Raw genomic sequence first — 16,676 nt, 5'->3', positions numbered from 1 at the left:
GATTTATTTAAGACAAGAAAAACCGCTTAAGTTGATAAAACTTCTTCAGTGGTAGGCAGCATGCCCAGTACTTACAGCTTCAGTTTCTTCACGATGGACCCGGGGAACCCTCCGGCGCGCAATACCGTGTTGAACCCCACGACGCTGACCGTCACGGACCAGAACGACAACGGGTCCATCGGCACTTCGCAGGGGGATACTGTCGGCGGTTTCGCCGTGACGCGCGTATGGATGGGCGATACTGTGACGGTCAGGGTCGATGGACAGGATGTCCGGATCACGGGCGTCACCTTCTATCGCAGCGGTGCATCTGCCGTTTTCATGCCGACGGACGGCACAATCCTGACCAGTGTAAGTTTCCGTTCATCGACTTACGTGACCACCTCGACAGAGTATTCGCTGCCGCCGGTGCCATGTTTCACAGCCGGAACGATGATTTTCACGGCGCAGGGCGCGCGCCCTGTCGAGACCCTGAAACCGGGTGACCTGATTCTGACACGCGATAGCGGCATGCGGCCCCTGCGGTGGATCGGTCAGACAAGTGTCGGCGGACTGGATCGCTTTGCGCCGGTCAGGTTCATGCCCGGCACGGTCGGAAACACGAACCAGTTGCTGGTCTCGCCCAACCACAGGATGCTGGTGACGGGCTGGAAGGCCGAGATGTATTTTGGCGAGCAGGAAATCCTTGTTCCCGCCAAGACGCTGGTCAACGGTGACACGATCATGTCCGCACCCTGTCAGATGGTGACTTATGTCCATTTGCTGCTGGACCGCCATGAGGTGATCTTTGCCGAAGGGGCGGCCACGGAAAGCCTGCACCCCGGTGACTATCTGCTGGCGGGCGCCGATGAAACAGCGGCCGAGATCCTGGCGCTTTTCCCGGAACTGGACACTGAACCGGGCCGAAGCAAATGGAAATCGGCGCGCAGCATAGCAAGAACCCGCGAGGCGAAGCTTCTGGCTGCATGAGCGGTCTTTCCGAATGCGCGCGGCTTGCCTATAGCTGTGCCTGTGGCACGCAAGACAAAAACATCACGGTCAAAACCTGCTCCTGCCGTGCGGCGAATATCGCCTCTGCGGTTTCTCAGGCGTTGGCTGATCCGTGCCCTTCTGGGTGCGGCTGTCCTGCTTGCTGTCTGGGTGGTGTCCTACAAGGTGATCAATCCCCCGACGACGGCCTATATCCTGTCCGAGAAACGCTATCTTGGCGAGATCGATCGCCAATGGGTCGATGCGGATCTGGTTGCGCCCGTGATGCTGCGTTCTGTCGTGGCGGCGGAGGATGCCAATTTCTGCCTTCACACCGGCTTTGATCTGGACGCGATCAAGACGGCCATCGATTTAGGCGCGAACAGGGGCGCCTCGACGATCACGCAGCAGGTCGTGAAGAACGCCTTCCTCTGGCACGGGCGGAATTGGGGCCGCAAGGCGCTTGAGGCCCTGCTGACCCCAATGGTCGAGATGACATGGTCCAAGCGTCGAATCCTGGAGGTCTACCTCAACATCGCGGAATTCGACGAAGGTGTTTTTGGCGTTCATGCCGCGGCATGGCACTATTTCGGAATTGGCCCTGAAAGCCTTTCGGCACAGCAGGCGGCCAGCCTGGCCATGGTGCTGCCGGCGCCCAAGGCACGCTCTGCCTCGAATCCGACGTCGTCACAGCAGCGACGCATCGCCCTGATCCAGGATGGGGCGCAATTGATCGCCAAGGATGGCAGGGCTGCCTGTTTCGAGGATTGAAAAACTGCGCCGGGCAGGGCATGCAGGAGATCAATCCGTAATTGAAGGCAAGATCGTCCCATGGCGCGGCTATTCCACGTTCCTTTGTCCCCATTCTGCCGAAAAGTGCGCCTGAGCCTGGCCGAGAAGCGGATCGAGTGTGAACTGGTTGAAGAACGGTATTGGGAACCCTCGCCTGATTTCCTGCGGCGCAACCCTGCGGCCAAGGTTCCCGTTCTCAAGATCGATGGCAAGACGATGTCCGAGAGTGCCGCGATCTGCGAATACCTTGAAGAGGCTTACCCGGACCCTTCGCTGATGCCACGTGGCCGGGATGAGCGTTACGAGGTGCGCCGTCTTGTCTCTTGGTTCGATGACAAGTTTCACCAGGAGGTCACCTCCAAACTGCTGTATGAGCGGGTGAACAAGAAAATCATGGCGCGCGGCTTTCCCGACAGTCGCAACGTGAAGGACGGCGCCAAGGCGATCAAGTTTCACCTGGATTACATGTCCTGGTTGCTGGATCACCGCCGCTGGCTGGCTGGTGACACGATCACCCTGGCTGATTTCGCCGCAGCCGCGCATCTGTCATCACTTGATTATATCAGCGACGTGGATTGGAACCGGTCACAATCCGTCAAGGACTGGTACGCGACCATCAAGTCGCGGCCGGCTTTCAGGTCGATCCTTGCGGATCAGGTTCCCGGTTTCCCGCCACCTGCCCATTATGCCGATCTTGATTTCTGATAGGATCGGGACCGGCCAGGGCGCGCTGTCTATTGTGCTCGTTGCCCGAAACCCCGGAAAAGACGCGACCGCAGGCATGCCGTGGACAGGCTGAAGCAAGAATTGGTTGAACAAGCCCTCGCAGAGGGTTTTGACGCCTGCCGCATTTGCCGTCCCTGGGATGTGCCGCAGGTGCCGGACAGGTTGGCGGCATTTCTGCAGGCAGGGTATCATGGCCAGATGACCTGGCTGGAGGAGCGCAGCCACTGGCGTGGTGATCCCGCAGCCCTTTGGCCCGCCGCACGTTCGGTGATCATGCTGGGCGAAAGCTATACGCCGCAAGGCGACCCTTTGGCAGCGCTGGATGAGAAAAGCGCCGGAACAGTGTCTGTTTATGCGCAAAACCGCGACTACCATGACCTGGTCAAGAAGCGGCTCAAGCGTCTGGCCCGCTGGCTGATCGCGCAGGGCGGTGGTGAGGTCAAAGTCTTTGTCGATACGGCGCCGGTCCCGGAAAAACCCCTTGGGCAGGCTGCTGGCTTGGGCTGGCAAGGCAAGCATACGAACCTTGTCAGCCGCCAGCTGGGCAGCTGGTTTTTCATAGGATCGGTTTTCACGACGCTCGAATTGCCAGCCGATCCCGCCGAGGTGGATCACTGCGGATCGTGCCGGAATTGTCTTGATATCTGCCCGACCGGGGCGTTTCCGGCCCCCTACAAACTGGATGCGCGGCGGTGCATCTCTTATTTGACGATCGAGCATAAGGGGCCGGTCGACCCCGAATTGCGGCCCCTGATGGGAAACCGCATTTACGGCTGCGATGACTGCCTGGCTGTTTGCCCATGGAACAAGTTCGCGGTTGCGGCACGCGAGATCGGATACAAGGCGCGACCCGATCTTCAATCTCCACCCCTCGCGGATCTTGCGGCCCTGGACGACGCCAGCTTTCGTGCGTTCTTCTCAGGCTCGCCGATCAAGCGGATCGGGCGGGACAGGTTCGTGCGGAACGTTCTTTACGCCATCGGCAATTCCGGCGATGTCGCGCTGATGGGGTCTGCACAGTCTCTGGTGGATGATCCCGCCGCAGAGGTGGCGGATGCGGCGCGCTGGGCTGTGAAGCGACTGCAAGATGACGCAAATGGAATGGTTTAGTCGCCAGACTGGGCTACACCCTGACAGACGATTGTGAAGGAGAGACCCATGGCGTTGTTGCTGGGTGTGGATACTGGCGGCACCTATACCGATGCCGTGCTGGTGCGCGACGAACGCGAGGTTGTGGCCAGCGCCAAGTCCCTGACAACGCGGCACGACCTGGCGCTTGGCATTGGTACAGCCGTGCGCGCTGTCCTCGGGCAGGCCGGGGTCGAACCGGGCGCCATCGCCATGGCATCACTGTCCACCACGCTGGCCACAAATGCGCTGGTAGAAGGGCAGGGGGGGCGTGTTGCACTTGTCTACATCGGGTTTGAGGCGCGGGATCTTGAAACCCATGGCCTTGCCGACGCCTTGCGCGGGGATCCCTTCGTCGTCCTGAAGGGCGGCCACACCCATGCCGGAACAGAGTTGGCACCCTTGGATGTCAAGCAGCTTGAGGCATGGTTAGACACTGTTTCCGGGGTGTCAGGCTTCGCGGTTGCGTCACAATTTGCAACCCGGAACCCCGCGCATGAGAACCGCGCCGCCGAGATCATCACGTCCAGAACAGGCCGGCCAGTCAGTTGTTCGCATCATCTGTCAGCGCGGTTGAACGGCCCCAAGCGTGCCCTCACCGCTGTTCTGAATGCGCGGTTGATCGGCATGACCCATCGTTTGATCGGCAGGGCCGAAGACGTATTGAAGGAAATCGGCATTCACGCGCCGCTGATGGTGGTGCGCGGGGATGGCGCGTTGATGTCCGCAGCGCAAGCCAAGGCGCGGCCGATAGAAACCATCCTCAGCGGTCCGGCGGCCAGTATTGTCGGGGCGCGCTGGCTGACGGGGTCGGACATGGCGATCGTCTCGGATATCGGTGGCACGACAACTGATGTCGCGGTCCTGCGCAACGGAAAGCCTGCAATAGATCCGAATGGCGCCCAGGTCGGTCCATACAGAACCATGGTCGAGGCTGTTGCCATGCGCACGCATGGTCTTGGTGGCGACAGCGAGGTGCATATCGTCTCTGACGGTCTTGATGGCGGGGTCACCCTGGGGCCAAGGCGTCTGCTGCCGATCAGCCTGGTTGGTCATGACGCGCCGGATGTGGTGCATGCCGCGCTTGATACGCAGCTGCGCAGCGCGGTGCCGGGCGAACATGATGGTCGCTTTGTCCGGGCGGTTCAGGGGATCGAGGCCGGGGGGCTGTCAGACCGCGAACAGGCTCTGTTGCAGCGCATTGGCGACATGACGCATCCCCTGGCCGCCGTTCTTCGTACCAGGCTGGATGGGCAGGCGCTGCAACGGCTTGTCGCACGGGGCCTGGTGCAGGTGGCGGGGCTGACCCCGTCTGATGCAAGCCATGCACTGGGCGCGCTGCGCACCTGGGATCACGAGGCCGCTGAAAAGGCGCTGATCCTGATGGGGCGCAGGCGTACCGGGTCGGGCGAGGTGCTGGCGCGTGATCCGGGCACGATGGCCCGGATGATCGTTGACCGCCTGACAGAGCAAACAGTTATTGCTTTGCTTGAAACCGCCTTCGCCGAAGAAGATCAGGGCTTCGGTCTGCCGCCCGCGGAACTGGCCCGGCATGTCCTGATGCATCGCGGCCTTTCCGGGCATCGCGGGCTGGTTGCCTTGCAGGCCGGTCTTGCGGTGGACGTCATCGGTCTTGGGGCGTCCGCATCAAGCTATTACCCCGCTGTTGGTCAACGCCTGAATACCCGGATGATCCTGCCGGAACATGCCGGTGTCGCCAATGCAATCGGTGCGGTTGTCGGACAGGTCAGTTTCCGCAAGACAGGCACTGTTACGGCGCCTTCCGAGGGGAAGTACCGCGTCCACCTGGAAACTGGCCCCGAGGATTTCGGTGATCCTGAACGTGCCATGGACCGGCTTGAAGCAGCCTTGCGCGCGGACGCGGAGTCAGAGGCCCGCATGGCCGGCGCGGCAGATATCCTGTTGCAGACCGCCCGCGATGTGCGCTGCGCCGAGATCGAAGGGCGGTCGGTCTTCATCGAAGCGGTCCTGACTGTGGAGGCAAACGGCCGGCCGCGCGTTGCCACTGATGTAATCGCCATCTGACCGGGCGCTGAATGCGGGATGAGCATCGCGCCACGGCATGCTATGCTCGAAAGATATCAGCAGGAGGACAAACAGGATGCGCGCAGCAGACAGGTTCGATGAAGACCTTGCCGAACGGCTTGACGGTCTGCGCGACGAGGGGCTGTACAAGGTCGAGCGCGTGATCGCCTCGCCGCAATCGGGGGAAGTGTTGGTCGAGGGTGACGGTTTGGCCATCAACCTGTGCGCCAACAATTACCTTGGCTTGGCGGATCATCCCGACCTTGTCGAAGCAGGTCGCGCGGCGCTGGAGCGCTATGGATACGGCATGGCCTCGGTCCGTTTCATCTGTGGCACGCAGGAAGAACACAAGGCGCTGGAGGCACGGATCGCGGGCTTTCTGGGGATGGAGGATTCCATACTCTATTCAAGCTGCTTTGATGCCAATACAGGCCTGTTCGAGACGCTTCTGGGACCCGAGGATGCGATCATCTCGGATGCGCTGAACCATGCCAGCATCATTGATGGTGTGCGTTTGTGCAAGGCGCAGCGCCTGCGCTACGCCAATTCGGACATGGCCGACCTCGAGGCGCAGTTACAGGCCGCCTCGGGTGCGCGACACCGGCTGATCGCGACGGACGGGATATTCTCGATGGATGGCTACATGGCCAAGCTGGAGCAGATCTGCGATCTGGCCGAGCGTCATGATGCCATGGTGATGGTGGACGACAGCCATGCCGTCGGATTTGTCGGCCCGACCGGGCGTGGCACCGCCGAAGCCTGTGGCGTGCTGGAGAGGGTCGATATCATTACGGGTACCCTGGGCAAGGCGCTGGGCGGGGCCTCGGGCGGTTATACGGCCGCCAGTGCGCCTGTCATCGACTGGCTGCGACAGCGGTCACGTCCCTATCTCTTTTCCAACACCTTGGCGCCGGTGATCGCGGCAACCAGCCTCAAGGTATTCGACATGCTGGAAAACGGTACGGCCCTGCGGGCCGCCTTGTGGGAAAACGCCGCCTATTTCCGCGCCCGCATGGGTGCCTTGGGGTTCGAGCTGCTGCCGGGTGAGCATGCGATCATCCCGGTCATGTTGCGTGATCCCAAACTGGCCCGCGATATGGCTGCGCGTCTGCATGAAAAGGGCGTGTTTGTGACTGCTTTTTCGTTTCCCGTGGTCCCGCGCGGGCAGGACCGCATCCGCACGCAGATGTCGGCGGCACTGAACCGCGACATGCTGGATCGGGCGGTCGATGCCTTTGCCGAGGTGGGGCGTGACTTGGAGGTGATCAGATGAGCAACCAGATGAAAGCACTGGTCAAGGCGCGCGCTGAACCGGGACTGTGGATGGAGCGGGTTCCCATGCCGGAACCGGGGCCGACCGATGTGCTGATCAAAGTGAAGAAATCGGCGATCTGCGGCACGGATGTGCATATCTGGAAATGGGATGACTGGGCCAAGGCGACGATCCCGGTCCCCATGGTCGTGGGCCATGAATTCGTGGGCGAGATCGTGGAGACCGGCGCGGCGGCAACCAAATATGCGGTCGGAACGCGGGTATCCGGCGAGGGGCATATCGTCTGCGGCATCTGTCGCAACTGTCGTGCGGGGCGCGGGCATCTGTGTCGGAACACGAAGGGCGTGGGTGTGAACCGGCCTGGAAGCTTTGCGGAATATCTGTGCATCCCGGAAGCAAACGTAGTCCCTATTCCGCCTGAAATACCTGATGAAGTGGCCGCGATCTTTGATCCCTTCGGCAATGCGGTTCATACGGCCCTCAGCTTCGACCTGGTCGGCGAGGATGTTCTGGTGACGGGCGCAGGGCCCATCGGCATCATGGGTGCGCTGGTCGCACAGCGCGCCGGGGCGCAGCGGGTGGTGATTACGGATATCAACCCCTATCGGCTGGATCTGGCCCGCCGTCTGGGTGTGCAGCACGTGGTCAAGGCCGATGAGGAGGGACTTGATTCCGTGATGGCCCGGATCGGCATGACCGAAGGTTTCGATGTGGGGCTGGAGATGTCGGGCGCCCCCCCGGCGATGCGCGACATGATCCACTACATGAACAATGGCGGCAAGGTCGCGCTTCTGGGGATCGCGCCGCAAGGCTTTGCCGTCGACTGGAACGAGGTGATTTTCAAGATGCTCCACATCAAGGGCATCTATGGCCGCGAGATGTTCGAGACATGGTACAAGATGATCGCGCTGGTTCGTGGCGGATTGGACCTTTCGGGTTTGATCACGCATCGCATCGGTATCGACAACTATGAGACCGGCTTTGCCGCGATGATTTCCGGGGATGCGGGCAAGGTCGTGATGGACTGGGGATCGACCGGTTGAGGCGATCTCGGTATTTTGACTGCGAGAAACGGGATGAAAAGCCGGATGTGCCTTGAAAGCAAGGCTGTGAGATGCAGCTTTCATGTCAGATCAGGCCAGCACGGAGACTGTTATGCCGAAATATGAAAGAAACCCCGATGTGGTCGCAAGCCTGACGCCGGAACAGTTCTGGGTCACGCAGGAAAGTGGTACGGAACGGCCGGGATCGGGCAAGCTGCTGCGCAACAAGGAGCCGGGGATTTACGTCGATGTCGTCTCTGGCGAGCCTCTTTTTGCCTCGTCCGACAAGTATGAAAGCGGGTGTGGCTGGCCCAGCTTCACCAAACCGATCGAAGCTGCGCATATCCAGGAACTGACCGATACCACGCATGGCATGGTCCGCGTCGAAGTGCGCAGCACTTATGGTGACAGCCATCTTGGCCATGTCTTTCCCGATGGTCCCCGCGATCGGGGTGGCTTGCGCTATTGCATCAATTCGGCCTCGTTGCGTTTTGTGCACCGCGATGACATGGAAGCCGAAGGCTATGGCGCCTATCTGGACCAGGTGGAGGATCTGCGATGACTGAAGAACGCGCGGTGCTGGCGGGTGGCTGTTTTTGGGGCATGCAGGATCTGATCCGCAAACTTCCCGGCGTTCTGCGTACGCGGGTGGGCTATACCGGCGGCAACGTCCCCAACGCCACCTATCGCAACCACGGCACCCATGCCGAAGGGATCGAGATCATCTTCGATCCGGCGCGCATCACCTATCGGCGTCTGCTGGAGTTCTTTTTCCAGATCCACGACCCGACCACGCTGAACAGGCAGGGCAATGACATCGGCCTGTCCTACCGTTCGGCCATTTACTACGTGGACGAGGCCCAGAAGGAAGAGGCGTTGCAAACCATCGCGGATGTCGAGGCCTCGGGGATCTGGCCGGGCAAGGTCGTGACCGAGGTAGAGCCGGTTGGTGATTTCTGGACAGCCGAACCCGAGCATCAGGATTACCTTGAGCGTATTCCAAATGGTTACACCTGTCATTTCCCGCGGCCCAACTGGGTCTTGCCACGCAGATGACGCGCGCTGATCCAGCCAAGGGCGGCGCAAGTTGAGCCAGCAAAAACCGCAGCGCAAGACAGGCTTTGCCCATCTGATCGCCGCCACCGGCTATTCCATGGCCGGATTGCGCCGGTTGTGGCAGGAATTGGCGTTTCGCCAGGAAACCCTTGGCGGTGTCCTTGTCTTGCTGCTGCTTCTGGCACTGGGCGCCTCGGCGGGCCAGATCGGATTGATGGCGATTCTGCTGCTTGCGTTGCTTGCAGTCGAGGCGTTGAACACCGCGATCGAAGCGATCGTGGATCACCTCTCGCCGGACTGGTCTGTTTTTGCGAAACAGGCCAAGGATATCGCATCCGCGGCGGTGTTCCTGATGATCCTTGCGAACGGGATATGCTTGTCGGTGATATTGCTTGATCTCGCGCTGTCGGCTGCCTGAGCCACAGCCCGACGCAAAGAAGAAGGGCGCCCGGTGGGCGCCCTTTTCGTTGGTCTGGACAGATCGCCGGATCAGAAGCGATAGTTCGCACGCACCTGGAAGGTGGTGGCTTCGATGTCTGCGGTGCTCTTGAAGTTGTCGAACTCGTGATACAGAACCTCGCCACCCAGCGAAATGTTGTCGGTCAGCATGTGCTCGTAGCCGGCACCGACGAAATAGCCGGTGTCGTAGCCCAGGCCGTCGATGTCCGCGCCAACGCCGCCAGCGGTTGCGTAGATCAGGCCATTGCCCAGATCATAACCACCGCGCACTTTCAGGCGGTACACGCGCTCCAGCGTCAGAGCGGGGGAAACAGCCAGATCAGTGATGTCCGCGTCCAGACCGACACCCAGGACATAATTGCCCAGATCAAAGTCATAACCGGCGGTCAGACCACCGATGACATCATCGCCGCCAACACCGGCGAGGTTGGTGCTGACATCGGCATAGCCAAGCTGCAGACCGGCATAGCCACCGGTCCAGTCGCGGCCGGCTGCGATAGCAACAGGCGCGGGTGCTTCGATCATCGGCTCCATGGCTGCGGGCGCAGCCGAACCGGCGAATGCAGGTGCTGCCAACGCGGAAGCGCTGAGCGCAGCAATCAGAGTACGTGTCGTTTTCATGGTCCCATCCTTTCGTTACGGGGTCGCTACCGTCTCGGCCGTGCAAGTCCTTGCGAAGCAGTCCGTCAGCGATCCCGGCACAAATGAGTGCGAATTCATTGTATCGCAAGAGTAGTGCAATGAACTTTCGAACAATAAAATGTGAGCGAAATAAGCAATAAATAGCCGATCTTGCGGGCATTTTCCGCCGATCGGCCATACGCTCATAAGTAGAATTGATTTTGGCCTCTGATTGGTGTCCCGATCGGGCGGCATTGACCTTTCCCGTGCGGCGGGCAAGCATCCGGTGACATCGGCAAGGATCGGGATTCATGCAGCCATTACGGGGTATTATCCTCAAACTGTGTTCGGTGGTCCTGTTCATCACCATGGCGTCCTTGATCAAGGCCACGGCGGATCACGTTCCTCCGGGACAGGCGGTTTTTTTCCGATCCTTCTTTGCGATGCCGGTGATTCTGGTCTGGCTCTGGATGCGGCATGATCTGCACACCGGTCTGCGGGTCAAATCTCCGCTGGGACATTTCTGGCGCGGTTTCGTGGGAACCGCGGCGATGGGCCTTGGATTCGCGGGTCTGGGGCTCTTGCCGCTGCCCGAGGTGACAGCCATCGGCTATGCCGCTCCGCTGCTTGTGGTGGTTTTTGCCGCAATGTTCCTGAACGAAGAGGTTCGCGCCTTCCGCCTTTTTGCCGTCGCATTGGGTCTTGTCGGCGTGTTGGTTGTGCTGGCCCCGCGCCTGACGCTGTTGTCGGGGCCCACGGTCGATACATCGGCCGCCTTCGGCGCGATGTTGGTGCTGATGGGCGCTGTCTGTGCGGCACTGGCACAGATCTATGTCCGTAAACTTGTCCAGACCGAACAGACCTCGGCCATCGTATTCTTCTTCTCGCTGACGGCGACCGGGCTGTCGCTGCTGACATTGCCCTTCGGTTGGGTCGTACCCCAACCCTTCGAAGCTGGTCTTCTGGTGGCTGCTGGCCTTCTGGGTGGGCTTGGGCAAATCTTCCTGACCTCGGCCTATCGCTTTGCCGATGCCAGTGTGGTGGCGCCGTTCGATTATGCCTCGATGCTGTTCGCGATCCTGATCGGCTATTTCATCTTCGACGAGGTTCCGACCTATCAGATGCTGATCGGCGCGGGCCTTGTGATGCTGGCAGGGGTCATGATCATCTGGCGCGAACATTCGCTGGGCCTGAAGCGCGAAAAGGCGCGGTCCGGCATGACACCCCAAGGCTGATCCGCGCATTGACCACCAAGGCGCATCGAATACTGTAACCTCGAACTGAAAGAAGCAGGGCATCAAGATGAGCAAGCCGCGCGCCCGTGACCTTGGGCTGCCTTTTCCGGGCACACCGGGTCCGTTCAACGCCATGACCGATGTTCCGGGTGTGCGGGTCGGGTTCAGCACCTTGACCGATCCGCAACGCGGCATGCGGACGGGCGTCACGGCAATCATCCCGCGTGAGGGTGTCACGCCGCAACCTGTCTGGGCTGGTCACTACGCGCTGAATGGCAATGGCGAGATGACGGGCACCCACTGGATCGACGATGCGGGTTACTTCATCGGGCCGATCATGATCACCAACACGCATGGTGTGGGCGCGGCCCATCATGGCGCGACCCGCTGGATGATTGACACCTATGCCGATTATTTCCGGGATCAGCACGCCTGGGCCATGCCCGTTGTGGCGGAAACCTATGACGGAGTCCTGAACGACATAAACGCCATGTTCGTGACGCCGGATCATGCGATCGGGGCGCTGAATGCAGCCAGGGGCGGACCGGTGCCTGAAGGGTCTGTCGGGGGCGGCAACGGCATGATCTGTTACGAGTTCAAGGGTGGAACCGGTACCGCATCGCGCAAGATCCGGATCGGCGGGATCGAATACACGATCGGCGCGCTTGTGCAGGCCAACCACGGCATACGCCCGTGGTTGTCGATCCTGGGTCGCCCAGTTGGTGAAGCCATGCCGGAAGACACCCTTATGGAGTCCGAGCAGGGATCCATCATCGTGATCCTTGGCACGGATGCGCCGCTTTCCGCATTGTCGCTGCGCGCCGTGGCCAAACGTGCCGCCATCGGAATCGGACGGAACGGCACGCCCGGCGGCAACAATTCGGGCGATATCTTTCTTGCCTTCTCGACTGCGAATGCAGGCTCCATGCCGCCCCAACAGGCGCCTGTCATCATGCGGAGCGAGATCAACCAGGACTACCTTGATCCGTTCTACCTTGCTTCTGTGCAGGCCGTCGAAGAGGCGGTTGTGAATGCCCTTGTCGCGGGCGAGGATGCACCGACGGTCAAGCCGCCCGGCAAGACCGTCATGGCCATCGATACCGCGCGGCTGGCAGCGATGTTCCGTGACTGATTTTCAGAGGTCAGCCAATCCGGCCAGTGCATAACCCGCTGGCAGCAGCGCACGGCGAAACCGCCCAAGCGGAAAGCGCGGCGCATTCGCGCGCATGACATCGGGATAAGGCAAACGGGTCGGCTTGCCCTGCACAAGATCCGCAAGCAATGCGCCGGTATAGCTGCCCATGGCCACGCCGTTTCCGTGAAAGGCGAAGCCGGCAAATGCCCCCGCCAGGTCAGGGATCGGGCCGCAATAAGGGGTACGGTTCGACGAAAAGCAAACCATCCCGCTCCAGCCATGGGGCGTTTCGACGTCGCGCCACGCGGGAAACATCGCCTCGAAGTGGCGCCTTGCGCGGGCAGTAATGACAGCTTCGGCCTGCGGCGAGGCCAGAAGCCCGCCGCGCATCCCGAAAAGGAAACGGTTATCGGGCATCAGGCGGAAATAATGCAGCAGGTTGCGCGTGTCATAAGCCATCTGGCGGCTGGTCCAGCCAGCGGCATCCAGTTCGGCCTGCGTCAGCGGACGGGTGACCAGCACGTTTGATTGTGCCGGCAAGTAGCGTCCCGCCATCCAGGGCGGCAGATCCTCGGATGAATAGCCATTGGTCGCCACGATCAGTCGCCGCGCATGCACGCTGCCCAGATCGGTCGCGAGGGTGAAGCCCCCGCTGTCCTGCGTGATCCGCAACACCGGGCTGTGCCCATGCACCCGTGCCCCTGCGGCCAGCGCCGCGCGCAAAAGCCCGGCGATGTATTTGCGCGGGTTCAGCGCAAAACCCACGGGTATCGTCAGCCCGGCCTTGAAAGGCCCGGCCATGCCTGTGTCCTTCAACTCATCCGGGCTGTGCCACGCGGCATCCACCCCATACTCGGCCTTCACGCGGGCGACATCCTGTGCCAGCTCCCGCGCGGATCGGTCATTATGCGCCAGTATCGCCTCGCCCTGCGAATGCGTGTCGGCGGCGATGCCATGGTCCTGCAACAGCCGGGCGACAAGGGCAACGGCATCCTGTTCGGCCCGTCGCCACCCTGTCAGCGCATCCTGTCCGAACCTATCCGCAAGCTCGGCACTGCTGGCCTTGGCGCCCCCAAGGCAGCAAAAGCCGCCATTGCGCCCGGACGCGCCCCACCCCGCGTGCATGCTGTCCAGGACAACGACATCGACACCGTCCTGCGCCAGATGAAGGGCTGCAGACAGGCCGGTGAAGCCTGCCCCGATGATCGCGACATCCGCGGTGATCCTGCCGCTTGCAACAGGCGTGGTCGCACTGTCATCCGGCACTGTTCCGGCCCAATAGCACCCTGCGACGGGGCCATCCCCATAGGCATAAGCCGGAAAGATGCGGGTCATGCTGTTCGTGCTGCGGCCTGTTCGTCGCGCTGCTGGGCCAGGCTGTTGCGCTTCGTGATGATCGACGCGGTGATGACCCCGATCGTGACGATCGCGATCATGATCGTCGACAGCGCGTTGATCTCGGGCGAGACGCCCAGGCGCACGGCTGAAAAGATCCTGATCGGCAAGGTCGTTGCCGATGGCCCTGCAGTGAAGGACGCGATCACCAGATCATCCAGCGAGAGTGTAAAGGCCAGCAGCCAGCCGGAAATCACCGCAGGCGCGATGATCGGCAGGGTCACAAGGCGGAACGCATCGAAGGGTGTGCAGCCAAGATCAAGTGCCGCCTCTTCCAGCGACTTGTCGAAACTGACCAGACGTGACGACACCACGACAGACACGAAGCACATCGAAAAAGTGGTATGCGCCAGAACAATGGTGAAGATGCCGCGATCAAGACCGATCCCGATGAACAACAGAAGAAGCGAAAGGCCGGTGATCACCTCGGGCATCACAAGGGGTGCATAGATCATGCCGGAAAATACCGTACGCCCCATGAAACGCCCGCCGCGCACAAGCACATAGGCCCCCATCGTGCCCAGTATGGTCGCTATCGTCGATGACGCGACTGCAACCTGCACGGTGACCCAGGCCGCATCCAGAAAGGACTCGTTCTGCAACAGGGTTCCATACCACTTGGTCGAGAACCCGGCCCAGACAGTCACCAGGCGCGACTCGTTGAAGCTGTAGATGATCAGGATGATCATCGGCAGGTAAAGAAACGCAAACCCGAGGGTGAGGGATGTGGCGTTGAACCAGGAAAAGCGCCTCATTGATCCATCTCCCGCTGTTTCTGCTCGTTGCGCTGGAACAGGACAATGGGAACGACCAGGATCAGCAGCAGGATCACCGCCACTGCAGAGGCTACGGGCCAGTCGCGGTTCGAGAAGAACTCCTCCCACAGGACCTTGCCGATCATCAGCGTGTCGGACCCACCCAGAAGTGAGGGGATGACGAATTCACCAAGCGCAGGGATGAAGACCAGGAAACAGCCCGCAATGATGCCGGCCTTGGACAATGGCACCGTGATCAGCCAGAAGGCCGACAACCGCGAGCATCCCAGATCCTCGGCCGCCTCAAGAAGCGAGCCGTCCATCTTCTCGAGGGCCGAATAGATCGGCAGGATCATGAAGGGAAGGTAGGTATAGACGATCCCGATATAGACCGCGGTATTGGTGTTCAGGATCGTCAGCGGTGTCGAGATGATGCCGGTCCACAGCAGGAACTGGTTCAGGAACCCTTCGTTCGACAGGATGCCGATCCACGAATAGACGCGGATCAGGAAGCTGGTCCAGAACGGCAGGATCACCAGCAGCAGCAGGGTAGGCCGCCACTCATCCGGGGCCTGCGCCATGCCATAGGCAATCGGGTAGCCGACCAACAGCGTCAGCACGGTCGAAATGGCCGCAATCTGAAGCGATGATACGTAAGCCTTCCAGTAAAGCGGGTCTTGCGTCAGGAAGGTAAAATTCTCGAAATCAAGCTGTGACAGAAAGCTTTTGATCCCATCCCATCCGGTGGACAGGTCAAGTTGCGGCGTATAGGGCGGAATCGACAGCGCAATATCCGAAAGCGAGATCTTCAGCACGATCAGGAACGGCACAAGGAACAGTGCCAGAAGCCAGAGATAAGGAACCGCGATGAGGATGAAGCGCCGCATCGCCTCAGCTCTCCAGAATGACGGCGGCGGTGTCCGTCCAGGACAACCAGACGCGATCTTCCCAGGTAAATGTGCGCCGCGACAGGCGGCGCGTGTTCGCGGCCTGTGCCTTAATCATCTGCCCGTTGGTCAGCTTGACGTGATAGGTCGAGATATTGCCCAGATAGGCGATGTCGATGATCTGCCCTTCGACGGCATTTGCCATATCATCCGGGCGCTCGGCTGAAATCGCCACTTTTTCGGGGCGGATGGCTATATGGCAGCGCTGCCCGGCGGAAAAGCTGTTGGCCGTCTTGGCAAAGAACGGCTCCTGCCCCTCAGCCCAGGCGATCCGATAGCCATCGCCGTCGGCCGTTGCCGCACCGTCGATGATGTTCACATCGCCGATGAAATCCGCGACATAGACGCAATTGGGCGCTTCATAGATCTGTGCGGGGGTAGCCACCTGGATGATGCGCCCCTCGTCCATCACCGCAACGCGGCTGGACACGGTCATCGCCTCTTCCTGGTCATGGGTCACGATCACGAAGGTCGTCCCGGTCTTTTCCTGGATGTCCATCAGCTCGAACTGGGTGTCCTGACGCAGTTTCTTGTCCAGTGCGCCCAGCGGTTCATCCAGCAGCAGCAGTTTTGGGGCCTTGGCAAGGCTGCGCGCCAGCGCCACGCGCTGCCGCTGTCCGCCCGAGATCTGGTGCGGTTTGCGCTTGGCGAATTTCACCAACCGCGTCAGGCGCAGCATTTCATCCACGCGGGCGTCGATCTCGGCCTTGGGTTTGCCTTCGCGCTTGAGACCGAAGGCGATGTTTTCCCAAACGCTCAGATGGGGAAACAGGGCGTAGGACTGGAACATCATGTTCACGGCCCGCTTGTTGGGCGGAACATTCGCCATGTCTTGTCCGGCGATCAGGATCTGGCCTTCGGTCACGTTCTCGAACCCGGCCAGCATCCGCATCAGGGTGGTCTTGCCACAGCCGGACGGACCCAGCAGTGAAAAGAATTCCCGTTCGTAAATATCCTGGGTCAGGTTTTCGATGGCGGTGAAATCGCCGAACCGCTTGGTCACGTTCCGGAACTGGATGAGAGGCTTTGCCTGCGGATCATCCCATGGGGCGAAGACGGTCTGTGCCATGCCGATCCCTGTCCTTTGTCATGAAAG

The 16,676-nt window shown here is 60.8% G+C and carries 17 protein-coding genes; 12 read left to right on the top strand and 5 right to left on the bottom strand.

Going from position 1 to position 16,676, the window contains the following annotated elements:
• Window positions 1-60 precede the first annotated feature (60 nt).
• From ACMUJL_RS11765 to ACMUJL_RS11720, 10 genes are all read left to right on the top strand, one after another.
• Window positions 61-969: a Hint domain-containing protein gene (locus tag ACMUJL_RS11765; RefSeq protein ID WP_375568093.1), complete on the top strand. Its 909-nt coding sequence runs from the start codon at window positions 61-63 to the stop codon at window positions 967-969.
• A gap of 30 nt (window positions 970-999) precedes the next feature.
• Window positions 1,000-1,740, top strand: a complete 741-nt coding sequence (mtgA, locus tag ACMUJL_RS11760) for a monofunctional biosynthetic peptidoglycan transglycosylase (protein WP_416914444.1) — start codon at window positions 1,000-1,002, stop codon at window positions 1,738-1,740.
• Window positions 1,741-1,800: 60 nt separating this feature from the next.
• Window positions 1,801-2,466 (top strand): glutathione S-transferase family protein, encoded by a 666-nt coding sequence (locus ACMUJL_RS11755; RefSeq protein WP_068288344.1) that lies wholly within the window; start codon window positions 1,801-1,803, stop codon window positions 2,464-2,466.
• Between the two features lie 81 nt (window positions 2,467-2,547).
• Entirely contained in the window at window positions 2,548-3,597 is a 1,050-nt protein-coding gene (gene queG, locus ACMUJL_RS11750; RefSeq protein WP_375568096.1) for a tRNA epoxyqueuosine(34) reductase QueG, read from the top strand.
• A 48-nt stretch (window positions 3,598-3,645) separates the two neighbouring features.
• Window positions 3,646-5,661 carry a hydantoinase/oxoprolinase N-terminal domain-containing protein gene (locus ACMUJL_RS11745; protein ID WP_375568098.1) on the top strand — a complete coding sequence of 672 codons (2,016 nt, stop codon included), beginning with the start codon at window positions 3,646-3,648 and terminating at the stop codon, window positions 5,659-5,661.
• 76 nt (window positions 5,662-5,737) lie between these two features.
• Window positions 5,738-6,934 (top strand): glycine C-acetyltransferase, encoded by a 1,197-nt coding sequence (locus ACMUJL_RS11740; RefSeq protein WP_068288335.1) that lies wholly within the window; start codon window positions 5,738-5,740, stop codon window positions 6,932-6,934.
• 8 nt (window positions 6,935-6,942) lie between these two features.
• On the top strand, window positions 6,943-7,977 hold the full coding sequence (tdh, locus tag ACMUJL_RS11735) for an L-threonine 3-dehydrogenase (protein ID WP_375573926.1): 1,035 nt from the start codon (window positions 6,943-6,945) through the stop codon (window positions 7,975-7,977).
• Window positions 7,978-8,089: 112 nt separating this feature from the next.
• On the top strand, window positions 8,090-8,539 hold the full coding sequence (msrB, locus tag ACMUJL_RS11730) for a peptide-methionine (R)-S-oxide reductase MsrB (RefSeq protein WP_068288329.1): 450 nt from the start codon (window positions 8,090-8,092) through the stop codon (window positions 8,537-8,539).
• On the top strand, window positions 8,536-9,033 hold the full coding sequence (gene msrA / locus ACMUJL_RS11725; protein ID WP_068288326.1) for a peptide-methionine (S)-S-oxide reductase MsrA: 498 nt from the start codon (window positions 8,536-8,538) through the stop codon (window positions 9,031-9,033). The genes msrB and msrA overlap by 4 nt, the downstream gene beginning before the upstream one ends.
• 31 nt (window positions 9,034-9,064) lie before the next feature.
• Window positions 9,065-9,451 carry a diacylglycerol kinase gene (locus ACMUJL_RS11720; RefSeq protein ID WP_375568101.1) on the top strand — a complete coding sequence of 129 codons (387 nt, stop codon included), beginning with the start codon at window positions 9,065-9,067 and terminating at the stop codon, window positions 9,449-9,451.
• A gap of 71 nt (window positions 9,452-9,522) precedes the next feature.
• Here the strand turns inward: ACMUJL_RS11720 and ACMUJL_RS11715 are convergent, their stop codons facing one another.
• Window positions 9,523-10,113 carry an outer membrane protein gene (locus ACMUJL_RS11715; RefSeq protein ID WP_068288320.1) on the bottom strand — a complete coding sequence of 197 codons (591 nt, stop codon included), beginning with the start codon at window positions 10,111-10,113 and terminating at the stop codon, window positions 9,523-9,525.
• Window positions 10,114-10,424: 311 nt separating this feature from the next.
• Between ACMUJL_RS11715 and ACMUJL_RS11710 the strand changes: the two genes are divergently transcribed.
• On the top strand, window positions 10,425-11,348 hold the full coding sequence (locus tag ACMUJL_RS11710; protein WP_068288317.1) for a DMT family transporter: 924 nt from the start codon (window positions 10,425-10,427) through the stop codon (window positions 11,346-11,348).
• 67 nt (window positions 11,349-11,415) lie between these two features.
• The gene (locus tag ACMUJL_RS11705) at window positions 11,416-12,480 is read left to right on the top strand and encodes a P1 family peptidase (RefSeq protein WP_375568104.1); all 1,065 of its coding nucleotides are present in this window, start codon (window positions 11,416-11,418) and stop codon (window positions 12,478-12,480) included.
• 3 nt (window positions 12,481-12,483) lie between these two features.
• Here ACMUJL_RS11705 and ACMUJL_RS11700 read toward each other — a convergent pair whose 3' ends face one another.
• From ACMUJL_RS11700 to ACMUJL_RS11685, 4 genes are read right to left on the bottom strand one after another with little or no spacing between them, the layout of a single operon-like run.
• A complete protein-coding gene (locus tag ACMUJL_RS11700; RefSeq protein WP_375568106.1) occupies window positions 12,484-13,818 on the bottom strand; it encodes an NAD(P)/FAD-dependent oxidoreductase in 1,335 nt (444 codons plus the stop codon).
• Window positions 13,815-14,633: an ABC transporter permease gene (locus tag ACMUJL_RS11695; protein ID WP_068288307.1), complete on the bottom strand. Its 819-nt coding sequence runs from the start codon at window positions 14,631-14,633 to the stop codon at window positions 13,815-13,817. The genes ACMUJL_RS11700 and ACMUJL_RS11695 overlap by 4 nt, the downstream gene beginning before the upstream one ends.
• Entirely contained in the window at window positions 14,630-15,520 is an 891-nt protein-coding gene (locus tag ACMUJL_RS11690; RefSeq protein WP_068288304.1) for an ABC transporter permease subunit, read from the bottom strand. Before ACMUJL_RS11690 ends, ACMUJL_RS11695 begins: the two co-directional genes overlap by 4 nt.
• A gap of 4 nt (window positions 15,521-15,524) precedes the next feature.
• The gene (locus tag ACMUJL_RS11685; RefSeq protein ID WP_375568109.1) at window positions 15,525-16,649 is read right to left on the bottom strand and encodes an ABC transporter ATP-binding protein; all 1,125 of its coding nucleotides are present in this window, start codon (window positions 16,647-16,649) and stop codon (window positions 15,525-15,527) included.
• Window positions 16,650-16,676: the final 27 nt, after the last annotated feature.

This window comes from Seohaeicola sp., from assembly GCF_048006315.1.
In the GTDB taxonomy this organism is placed as follows: Bacteria; Pseudomonadota; Alphaproteobacteria; order Rhodobacterales; family Rhodobacteraceae; genus Seohaeicola.
Note: the sequence above shows the minus strand (reverse complement) of the source record. Positions and strands in the feature narration are given on the sequence as shown.